Here is a 10362-nt window from a genome sequence, read left to right on the forward strand (position 1 = left end):
TCAGCCGCGTTTGCCCCACTCGGGGTCGCGGCGGCGCAGTTCCCACTGCGCGATGGAACGCTTGTGCACCTCGTCCGGTCCATCGGCCAGGCGCAGGGTGCGCAGGTGGGCGTACATGCTGGCGAGCGGGAAGTCGTCGGAGACGCCACCGCCGCCGTGCACCTGGATGGCGCGGTCCACGACCTTCAGCGCCACATTGGGAGCCGCGACCTTGATCGCCGCGATCTCGGTGCGCGCGGCCTTGTTGCCGACGGTGTCCATCAGGTGTGCGGCCTTGAGCGTCAGCAGACGGGCCATATCGATCTCGATGCGGGACTCGGCGATCCAGTCCTGGATATTGGCCCGATTCGCCACCGGCTCACCGAAGGTCACGCGTGACTGCGCACGGTCGATCATCAGATCGAGGGCCCGCTCGGCCATGCCGATGGCGCGCATGCAGTGGTGGATGCGGCCCGGGCCCAGGCGGGCCTGGCTGATCATGAACCCGTCGCCCTCACCGGCGAGCAGCGCTGTCCTGGGCACCCGCACGTTCTCGAACAGCACCTCGGCGTGCCCCTCGCGGTCCTGGTAGCCGAAGACCGGCAGGCCGCGCTGCACGGTCACACCCGGGGCGTCGATCGGGACCACCATCATCGACTGCTGGCGGTGCGTGGCCGCGCCGGTATCGGTCTTGCCCATGACGATGAGGACCTTGCAGTTCTTGTGCAAGGCGTTGGAGGTCCACCACTTCCGGCCGTTGAGCACGTAGTCGTCGCCGTCGCGGTCCATGCGCAGCTGGATGTTGGTGGCGTCGGAGCTCGCGACCGCGGGCTCGGTCATGGCGAACGCGGACCGGATCTCACCGTCCAGCAGCGGGCGCAGCCACTGCTCCTTGTGCTCGGGTGTGCCGAAGAGGGTGAGCACCTCCATGTTCCCGGTGTCGGGGGCGGCACAGTTGGTGGCCTCCGGCGCGAGATGCGCACTGCGGCCCATGATTTCGGCCAGCGGCGCGTACTCGAGGTTGGTCAGGCCCGGGCCCCATTCCGGATGCGGGTGGAAGAGGTTCCACAGCCCCCGCTTCCTGGCCTCGGTCTTGAGCTCCTCGACGATCGGCGGCTGGAAATGCGGGTCCCCGGACTCCGCCATCTGCTCCTCGTACACCGCCTCGGCCGGGTAGACGTGCTCGTCCATGAAGGCGAGTAGATCGTCCCGGTAGCGCTGGGCCCGATCGGTCATGTCGAACATGCTCACTCCTCGAAATAGTCTGTGCCGCGCAGGCGAAACTATACTTGAACCCGGATTCAACTTTGTTTTCCGGCGGCCGAGCCGAGGTCGGCCAGCTCGGCCAGCACCGCGCGGTGCCGGCCGGGACTACCGAGCCCGAGCTGATCGGCCTTGGCGCGCTTGAGATACAGATGCACCGGATACTCCCACGTCATGCCGATACCGCCGTGCAATTGAAGCGCTTCTTCGGCGGATGTCACCGCGACGTCAGCGCAGTAGGCAGCGGCGACCGCGGTGCCCACGGCCGCGTCGGGATCGCCCGCGGCGATCGCGCCCGCCGCGTAGCGGGCACTGGCGGCCGCCGCCTCGACCTCCACGAACAGGTCGGCGAGACGGTGTTTGAGTGCCTGGAATCCGCCGACCACGCGGCCGAATTGGCGGCGCATCTTCAGATAGCCGACGGTCGCCTCGAGGCACCACGCCGCGATACCCGCCTGCTCCGAGGCCAGCAGCGCCGCGCCGATCTCCAGCGCCGTCCGCAGCGCGGCCGCTCCCGCCTCGGCCGGGACCACGAGGTGCCCGGGCGCGGCGTCGACCACGACATCGGCCAGCGGCCGGGTCATATCGAGCGAGACCACCGGCGTCACCGTGGCCGCAGCCACCGGCACGGCATGAATCTCGGTGCCGGACGCGGTGTCGACCGCGGCCAGCAGCACATCGGCGTCCAGGACGCCCGCGACGCTGGTCACGCTGCCGGACAGGCGGCCGTCGGTGTCCTTCCGGAAGAACGGGACCGCGTCCGGCGAGGCGGCGGTGAAGGGCGCGAGCAGCGCGACCGTCACCGCACCGTCGGCGAGCTGCCCGACCAGGTCGGAATCACCGGCGAGCAGCACGGTGGCGGCGATGACACTGCTGGTGAGAAACGGTACGGGCGCGACCGACCGCCCCAGTTCCTCCAACACCACCGCCGCGTCGCGAGCGGAGCCGCCCGCGCCGCCACGCTCCTCGGGGACGAGCAGTCCGGCCAGCCCCAGATCCCGTGCCAGCGCCTTCCACAATCCCGGCGTCAGCGCCCGATCGCCGGCGTAGGCCCGCGCGACCGCCGCCGGATCACAGTGGGCCGCAAGCAGATCGCGCACCGCGTGCCGCAGCGCCGCCTCGGTGTCGGTATCGAGCAGCAGAATGTCGTCGCTCATCGGGCCAGGTCCTTCCAGGCGGTGTCCTTGTCCCCGCGCGCCTCGGCGGGCAGGCCGAGGACCCGTTCGGCGACGATATTGCGCAGGATCTCGGACGTGCCGCCCTCGATCGAGTTGCCCTTGGCGCGCAGGTAGCGGTAGCCGGGCCCGCGGCCGGCGAAGTCGACGCGGTCGGGCCGCACCATGGTCCAGTCGTCGTAGCGCAGGCCGTCCTCGCCGAGGATCTCCAGTTCGAGACCGGTCAGCTGCTGGTTCGACCGCGCGAAAGCCAGTTTGAGCGCGGAACTTTCGGGCCCCGGCTGACCGGCGGAGGTCCGCTGCCGCATGCGGGCGGCGGCCAGCCGCCCGGCTTCGGCCTCGACCCACAGCCGCAGCAGCCGGTCGTGCAGTTCCGGCGTGTGCCTGTCCGGATTCTCCCGCCAGGTGCGGGTGACCGCGGCGAGCACACCGCTCTCCCGCGGCACCGCGCGCCCGCCGATGGCCGCCCGCTCGTTGTTGAGGGTGGTGGTGGCGACGCGCCAGCCCTCCCCCACCCCGCCGAGGCGCTGGGCGTCGGGGATGCGGACGCCGGTGAGGAAGACCTCGTTGAACTCCGCCTCGCCGGTGATCTGGCGCAGCGGCCGCACCTCGACGCCCGGATCGCGCATATCGCAGATGAAGAAGGACAGGCCCGCGTGCTTGGGGCGGTCGAGGTCGGTGCGCGCGAGCAGGATCGCCAGATCGGCCTTGTGGGCCACCGACGTCCACACCTTCTGCCCGTTGACGATCCAGTCCTCGCCGTCGCGGACGGCCCGGGTGCCGACCGCCGCCAGGTCCGATCCGGCGCCCGGCTCACTGAACAGCTGGCACCAGATCTCCTCGCCGGTCCACAGCGGACGCAGGTAGCGCTGCCGCTGTTCCGGGGTGCCGTGGATGGCGATGGTGGGCGCCGCCATCCCGAGGCCGATGCCGTTGAGTTCGGCCTGATGACCGGGAGCCCCCGCCTGTTCGAACAGCTCGTCGACGAACAGCTGGAGGTCGCGGTCGGCGCCGCGGCCGCCCAGCCCGACGGGGAAGTACACCCAGGCCAGTCCGGCGTCGAAGCGGGCGCGGTGGAAGGTCACCGGGTCGGCCGTGGCCGGATCATGCTCGGCCAGCAGGGATTCCACCCGCCGGCGCAGGTCGTCGCGAACCGTATCGCTCATCGGTCCTGCTCCTTCGTCTCAGGGCACCAGCAGGGAGACGGCTTCGGCGACACAGGCCGGTTTGGCCGCGCCGTCGATCTCCACGGTGACCCGGCTGACCGCCTGGAACCCCATGCTCGCCGGCGTCAGCGACACCAGTTCCACCCCGGCGCGCAGCCGCGAGCCCACCGGGACCGGGGACGGGAAGCGAACCTTGTTGGCCCCGTAGTTGACTCCCATCGACAGCCCCTCGACGGTGTACACGCTCGCGGTGAGCATGGGCAGCAGCGACAGGGTGAGGAAGCCGTGCGCGATGGTCGTCCCGAACGGACCGGCGGCGGCCCGTTCCGGATCGATATGGATCCACTGGTGATCGCCGGTCGCGTCGGCGAACCGGTCGATCTGCTCCTGGGTCACGGTGTGCCAGTAGCTGTAGCCGAGATGGGTGCCGACTGCCTTCTCCAGTTCGGGCAGCCCCTGGAATACCCGCATTGTTCGCGTCCTTCCGTTCGATTCCGTTGCGCGGCTAGTTCTTCGGCCCGCCGGCCACGTAGATGACCTGTCCCGACACGAATCCCGCGCCCTCGCTCGCCAGGAACGACACCGTGTGCGCGATGTCCTCGGGCTTGCCGGAGCGGGCCACCGGGATGGTGGAGATGAGCGCCTGCCGGAAGTCGTCGAACGAGACGCCCATGCGCTCGGCGGTGGCCTGGGTCATCTCGGTTTCGATGAAGCCCGGTGCGACGGCATTGGCGGTGACGCCGAACTTGCCGAGTTCGAAGGCGAGGGTCTTGGTGAAGCCCTGCAATCCGGCCTTGGCGGCCGAGTAGTTGGCCTGGCCGCGATTGCCCAGCGCCGAGGTGCTGGACAGGCTGACGATGCGGCCGAAGCCCTGCTCGATCATGTGGCGCTGAACCGCCCGCGTGCACAGGAACGCGCCGCGCAGATGCACGCCCATGACCGCGTCCCAATCGGCGACGCTCATCTTGAACAGCAGGTTGTCGCGCAGGATGCCCGCATTGTTGACCAGCACGGTGGGCGCGCCCAATTCGGCGGCCACCCGGTCCACGGCCGCGGTCACGGCCTGCTCGTCGGACACGTCCGCGCCGACGGCGAGGGCGCGGCCGCCGGCCGCCTCGATCTCCGCGACGACCGGCTTGCAGGCCTCCTCGTCGAGATCCAGGACGGCGACGGCCATTCCGTCGTCCGCCAGTCGCCGTGCGATCGCGGCGCCGATGCCCCGGGCCGCGCCGGTCACGACCGCTACCCGCGGTGTCTGCGTGCTCACGATGTTCTCCTCTGTGGTGCGATCAGGTCGGTGTCGATCAGGCCGAGGGCGTGCAGACCACGCGCCCGACGGTCTTGCCGTCGGCGAGACGCTGGACGCCATCGGCGATGTCCGCCAGGGCGAGTCGTTCGCTGACCAGGGGGCGGATCGCGCCCGCGGTGGCCAGCCGGGTCAGCTCGCGGTGGCAGTCGGCGACCGCGGCCGGGTCGTAGGCGTTGTAGAGCCCCCAGTGCAGGCCGACGATCGAATAGTTCTTGACCAGTGCGTGATTCAGTGCGGCACGCTGGATGTCGCCGCCCGCGAAGCCGACGACCAGGATGCGGCCCTCGAAGGCGATGCACTTGGTCGAGCGGGTGTAGGTGTCGCCGCCGACCGGATCGTAGACGACGTCGGCGCCGCGATTGTCGGTGACCCGCTTGACGACCTCGACGAAATCCTCACTCCTGCGGTCGATCACGATGTCGGCGCCGAGCGCGCGGGCGTACTCGGCCTTCTCGGGCCCGCCCACCACGCCGATGACGCGGGCCCCGGCCGCCTTGCCGAGCTGGACGGCGGCGCTGCCGACCCCGCCCGCGGCCGCGTGCACCAGCAGGGTCTCCCCCGCCTGCAGCGCGGCACGGCGATGCAGTCCGAACCATCCCGTCTGGTAACCGATGAACAGGGACGCGGCCTCCGCGTCGTCCAAAGCGGTTGGCGCGGTGAAGGTCTGGGCCGCCTCCAGGACCGCGTACTCGGCGAAACCGCCGTACGGCAGCGAGCTGCCGCCGAGCACGCGGTCACCGACCGCGATCCCGGCGACCTCGGCACCCGTGGCGACGACCTCCCCGCACAGCTCGACGCCGGGCGTGAACGGCAGCGGCGGCTTCACCTGGTACAGGCCGCGGCACATGAGCACGTCGGGAAAGTTCGCCGCCGCGCCGGTGACCCGCACGACCACCTGACGTGGGCCGGGTTCGGGGCGCTCCACGGTGTCGAGCCGCATCACCTGTGCAGGCTCGCCCAGTACGTGGACCCGCCAGGCCCGCATGTCCGCCACTCTAGACGCCCCCGGTCAGCGTGAGGCCGCCGTCCACCACGAGCAGCTGGCCGGTGAGCCAGGCCGCGTCCGCGGAGAGCAGGAAGGCGACCACGCTGCCGATGTCCTCGGGCACGCCCAAGCGCTTGAGCGGGTACGCGGCGGCGATCTGTTCCTCGCGGCCCTCGTAGAGCGCGGTGGCGAACTTCGTCTTCACCACCGCCGGCGCGACGGCGTTGACGCGGATGTCCGGGCCGAGCTCGACCGCGAGCTCCTGGGTGATGTGGGTCAGCATCGCCTTGCTGGAACCGTAGAAACCGATGCCGGGCGCGGGCTTGAGCCCGGCGACCGAGGAGACGTTCACGACCGCGCCGCCGTGGTCCTTCATCCACGTCCGGTAGGCGTGCTGCACCCACGACAGCGCGGCAAGACAGTTGACCTCCACGATCTTTCGGGCCGCGTCGAGGTCGAGCTCCACCATCGGCCCGAACACCGGATTGATCCCGGTGTTGTTCACCAGCAGGTCGGCACTGCCGAAGGTCTCGACGGCCCGCTCGAGGGTCTCGGCCTGATGCGCGGCATCGTCGGCGCGCCCCGCCACGGCCAGCGCCTTCGACGGCCCGCCCAGCGCCGCGACGGCCTCGTCGAGCGCTTCCTGCTTGCGAGCGGTGATCACGACCTTGGCGCCCTCGTCCACCAGGCGCTGCGCGATGCCGAGGCCGATACCCCGGCTGGCGCCGGTGACAATGGCGGTCTTGCCTTCGAATCTGTTCACGGACAGGTCCTTTCAGGTCGCCCGTGGCCACGGCGGTCTCGCGCCGCGACCCGGGGCCGACCCCGAGCAGGGAACTTACTAAGCGCTTATTTTCTTCCGCCACCATGCGCCAAACTCTCGTCACGGTCAATACCGCCGAGGGGATCGAACGGCTGTGATACGGCACACAGGTCGCTCGAAAGCCGAGGTCATGCAGGAGAAAACGATACGAACTCGAACCCGGATTCAGATTGCCGGACCCCCGCGGCAGCTACCGCCGCAATCCGCGCTCGCAGGGTCGCGAGCTGTCAGGCGGGTCGCTAGCTATTCGGATTTCACCTGCAGGGCATTGACCCACAGCTGAGTCAGGGTGCCGACCAGCTTCTCGAAGGCGATGCGCTGGTGCTGGACGAAGACCATGTAGGCCATGCGGCTGACCATCACCGACAGCGCCTGAGCGGTGATCAGCGGATCGAGATCCGCACTGGCCTGCCCGGATTCCTGCAGTTCGCGGATCATCCTGGCATTGCGCTGGATGAAGGCACGGTTGCGCTCCAGGCGCAGCGCGCGGAAGTTCTCGTTGATCTGGGTGACCTCTTCGAACACCCCCATCAGGCGCGCATTGCGCTTGTAGGCCAGCAGGTATTCCCGGTTGGCGGCCTCGACGAGTTCACGCGGGTCGGTGACGCCGGTGCGGGCCCGTACGTGCGGGTGCAGCATTTCCTCCTGCACCTCCTCGACGACGGCGGTGAAGATCTCTTCCTTGCTGTCGAAGTAGGTGTAGAACGAGCCAGCGGCGGCGCCCGCGGCCTTGGAGATGTCGGCGATCCTGGCGTCGAGGTAGCCGTCGCGTTCGAACACCTCGCGCGCCCCGGCGATGAGGGCGGCACGGGTACGCTCGCCGCGCTTGGTGCGCGGGGGCACCCGGCGAGGCGCGGCCTCGCGGTCGATGGATTCGGACGTCACGGCGGATCACTCACTCGGTCGCAGGGACGGCTGCCGATTGCCACCGTATCACCGTGTATACCAGCACATATCGTCCCACGCCGACGTTTTCGACCCCCTCGCCCACGCGGCCGGAACGACGGCCGACCGTCATTGAAGTTGACACCGGATTCAGATATGGTCGCGCACAGGGTCGTGACGCCGCTCACTCCGACCCCGTCTCATTCGACCTCTACATAACTGGATGTTCCATGACAAATGTCGCCGACCGTATCTGGCAGCACGCGTCCGAACGCCCCGACGCCATCGCGCTGCGCCACCTGGACGACACCCTCTCCTACGCCGAGCTGGCCCGACGCAGTGCGGCCTTCGGCGGTCTGCTCACCGAATCCGGTGTCGCGATGGGAGATCGCGTGTTGCTGGTGGCGCCGACCGTGCCGGAGTTCGTGATCGCCTACCTGGGCGCGCATCTGATCGGAGCCGTCGCCATCCCGGTGAACACCATGGCGACCGCACCCGAAATCGGTTATGTGCTCGACGATTCCGGTGCCCGGTATGCCATCGCCTGGCATCTGGCCCGCGCCGCGGCCGAGCAGGCCGCCGCCGAGCGCGGCATCCCGGTGCAGGTGCTCGAACCCGGTGCGCACGCCTCCCCCGCCCAGCCGACCGCCGAACCGGTCCGGCGCGAACCGGAGGACACCGCGATCCTGCTCTACACCTCGGGCACCACGGGCAAGCCGAAGGGCGTGGAGCTCACCGTCGCCAATCTGATCGAGACCGCAGGCATCTTCATCGATCAGCTGCGGCTCACCCCCGAGGAGCGCTTCGGCACCGGGCTGCCGCTGTTCCACGTGTTCGGGCAGGCGGTGTGCCTGATCACCACCCTGCACGCGGGCAGCTCGTTCTCCATGGTGTCGCCGTTCGTCCCGGGGTCGATGATCGAGACGATCCGCGATCACCGGCTCACCGTGGTGGCGGGCGTGCCGACCATGTGGAATGCCATGCTGCACAGCGCCGGCGACTACGGTCCGGAGGATTTCGCGAGCCTGCGGCTGGCCTGCTCGGGTGGCGCGTCGCTGCCCGCGGAGGTGATCCGGTCCTTCACGGAACGTTTCGGCTGCACCATTCTCGAGGGCTACGGGCTCACCGAGTCCAGCGGGGCCGCGACCTACAACCCCCTGGATCGCGAGCAGCGGGCCGGGTCGGTGGGAACCGCACTGCCCGGCACGTCGATCGAGGTGCGCGATCCGGAGGGCACGGTGCTGCCCGCCGATACGGTCGGTGAGCTGTTCATGCGCGGGCCCAGCGTGATGAAGGGCTACTGGCAGCGGCCCGACGCGACGGCGGCCGATCTGTCCGGCGGCTGGCTGCGCACCGGTGATCTGGGCCGCGTCGACGCCGACGGCTACGTCTACATCGTCGACCGCGCAAAGGATCTCATCATTCGCGGCGGGTACAACGTGTATCCGCGCGAGGTCGAGGAGGTGCTCTACGAGCATCCCGGCATTGTCGAGGTGGCGGTGATCGGCCTGCCCGACGACCACTACGGCGAGGAGGTGGGCGCGGTGGTGGCCACCGCGCCCGGCGTCGAACTCGATGCCGGGGAGTTGCGTGCCTGGGCCAAGGAGCGTCTGTCCGCCTACAAGGTGCCGCACCGCTTCGCCTTCACCGACCAGCTGCCCAAAGGCGCGACGGGCAAGATCCTCAAGCGCGCCATCGACCCGAACATGTTCACAGACAAGGCATCCCGATGAGCATCGTCCCCACCGTGACCGGCACCGTCGATTCCAGCGAGCTGGGCCGGGTGCTGGTGCACGAGCACGTCTTCGTGCTCGGCGAGGAGTACCGGCAGAACTACGGCGACTGGGACGAGCAGGCCCGCGTCGACGATGCCGTGAAGCAGCTCGACGAGCTGAAATCGCTGGGCATCGACACGATCCTGGACCCGACCGTGCTGGGGCTGGGCCGCTATATCCCTCGCATCCAGCAGATCGCGGCCCGCACCGAGCTGAATATCGTCGTCGCCACCGGCATCTACACCTACAACGACCTGCCGTTCCAATTCCATTACAACGGACCGGGTTTGATGATGGACATGCCCGAGCCCATGGTGGAGCTGTTCGTCAAGGACCTCACCGAGGGCATCGCCGGGACCGGGGTGCGCGCGGGGTTCCTCAAGTGCGCCATCGAGGAACCCGGGCTGACGCCGGGCGTGGAGCGGGTGATGCGGGCGGTCGGTCAGGCGGCGGTGCGGACGGGGGCGCCGATCACCGTGCACACCAACCCGCACACCCGGTCCGGGCTGGTGGCCCAGCGGGTGCTACGGGAGGAGGGCGCGGACCTGACGCGTGTGGTGATCGGCCACTCCGGTGATTCCACCGATCTGGACTACCTCGCCGAATTGGCCGATGCGGGTTCCTATCTCGGGATGGACCGCTTCGGCGTCGACGTGCTGCTGCCGTTCGAGGACCGCGTGAACACCATCGTGGAACTCGTCCGCCGCGGCTACCGCGACAAGATCGTCATCGCCCACGACGCCGCCTGTTTCATGGACTGGTTCGATCCGGCCGCCAAGGCCCAGATCGCCCCGAAGTGGAACTACCGCCACATCAGCGAGGATGTCCTCCCCGCCCTCCTCGCCAAGGGCCTCACCGAGGACGACATCGACACCATCCTGGTGCGGAACCCCCGCCGCTACTTCGATCAGCTCCTCGAGCAGGGCGGTGACAGTTACCGATGCGCTTGCTCTGCAGGTCGGAGCGAGGGGAATACGTACCGGAAGGTCCGAGTTAACGGGA

Annotated in this window: 9 protein-coding genes and 1 pseudogene; 2 read left to right on the forward strand and 8 right to left on the reverse strand. The window is 69.2% G+C overall.

Annotated elements, in window-relative coordinates:
- The 8 genes from AB0L60_RS38245 to AB0L60_RS38280 form a co-directional block, all read right to left on the reverse strand.
- Positions 1–1230, reverse strand: coding sequence for an acyl-CoA dehydrogenase family protein (locus AB0L60_RS38245; protein ID WP_364624614.1), 1230 nt, complete (start codon positions 1228–1230; stop codon positions 1–3).
- Positions 1231–1280: 50 nt separating this feature from the next.
- Entirely contained in the window at positions 1281–2399 is a 1119-nt protein-coding gene (locus AB0L60_RS38250; protein ID WP_364624616.1) for an acyl-CoA dehydrogenase family protein, read from the reverse strand.
- On the reverse strand, positions 2396–3583 hold the full coding sequence (locus tag AB0L60_RS38255) for an acyl-CoA dehydrogenase family protein (RefSeq protein WP_364624618.1): 1188 nt from the start codon (positions 3581–3583) through the stop codon (positions 2396–2398). The genes AB0L60_RS38250 and AB0L60_RS38255 overlap by 4 nt, the downstream gene beginning before the upstream one ends.
- Before the next feature lie 18 nt (positions 3584–3601).
- Positions 3602–4054, reverse strand: a complete 453-nt coding sequence (locus AB0L60_RS38260) for a MaoC family dehydratase (RefSeq protein WP_364624620.1) — start codon at positions 4052–4054, stop codon at positions 3602–3604.
- A gap of 34 nt (positions 4055–4088) precedes the next feature.
- Positions 4089–4850, reverse strand: a complete 762-nt coding sequence (fabG, locus tag AB0L60_RS38265; RefSeq protein WP_354840059.1) for a 3-oxoacyl-ACP reductase FabG — start codon at positions 4848–4850, stop codon at positions 4089–4091.
- Positions 4851–4887: 37 nt separating this feature from the next.
- A complete protein-coding gene (locus tag AB0L60_RS38270) occupies positions 4888–5877 on the reverse strand; it encodes an NADPH:quinone oxidoreductase family protein (protein ID WP_364624623.1) in 990 nt (329 codons plus the stop codon).
- A gap of 10 nt (positions 5878–5887) precedes the next feature.
- Entirely contained in the window at positions 5888–6640 is a 753-nt protein-coding gene (locus AB0L60_RS38275; protein WP_364624625.1) for an SDR family oxidoreductase, read from the reverse strand.
- 303 nt (positions 6641–6943) lie between these two features.
- On the reverse strand, positions 6944–7585 hold the full coding sequence (locus AB0L60_RS38280; RefSeq protein ID WP_364624627.1) for a TetR/AcrR family transcriptional regulator: 642 nt from the start codon (positions 7583–7585) through the stop codon (positions 6944–6946).
- Between the two features lie 230 nt (positions 7586–7815).
- Between AB0L60_RS38280 and AB0L60_RS38285 the strand changes: the two genes are divergently transcribed.
- Both AB0L60_RS38285 and AB0L60_RS38290 read left to right on the forward strand, forming a co-directional pair.
- Entirely contained in the window at positions 7816–9318 is a 1503-nt protein-coding gene (locus AB0L60_RS38285; RefSeq protein WP_364624629.1) for a long-chain fatty acid--CoA ligase, read from the forward strand.
- Positions 9315–10268: pseudogene (locus AB0L60_RS38290) on the forward strand (phosphotriesterase-related protein); the annotation flags it as partial. The gene AB0L60_RS38285 and the pseudogene AB0L60_RS38290, both read left to right, overlap by 4 nt.
- Positions 10269–10362 lie beyond the last annotated feature (94 nt).

The organism is Nocardia sp. NPDC051981, assembly GCF_040680715.1.
Lineage (GTDB): Bacteria > Actinomycetota > Actinomycetes > Mycobacteriales > Mycobacteriaceae > Nocardia.

Bases quoted from the DNA above. Each gene is read 5' to 3' on its own strand.
- AB0L60_RS38255 (WP_364624618.1), bottom strand. From the start codon at position 3,583: ATGAGCGATACGGTTCGCGACGACCTGCGCCGGCGGGTGGAATCCCTG.
- AB0L60_RS38270 (WP_364624623.1), bottom strand. From the start codon at position 5,877: ATGCGGGCCTGGCGGGTCCACGTACTGGGCGAGCCTGCACAGGTGATG.
- AB0L60_RS38285 (WP_364624629.1), top strand. From the start codon at position 7,816: ATGACAAATGTCGCCGACCGTATCTGGCAGCACGCGTCCGAACGCCCC.
- AB0L60_RS38260 (WP_364624620.1), bottom strand. From the start codon at position 4,054: ATGCGGGTATTCCAGGGGCTGCCCGAACTGGAGAAGGCAGTCGGCACC.
- AB0L60_RS38250 (WP_364624616.1), bottom strand. From the start codon at position 2,399: ATGAGCGACGACATTCTGCTGCTCGATACCGACACCGAGGCGGCGCTG.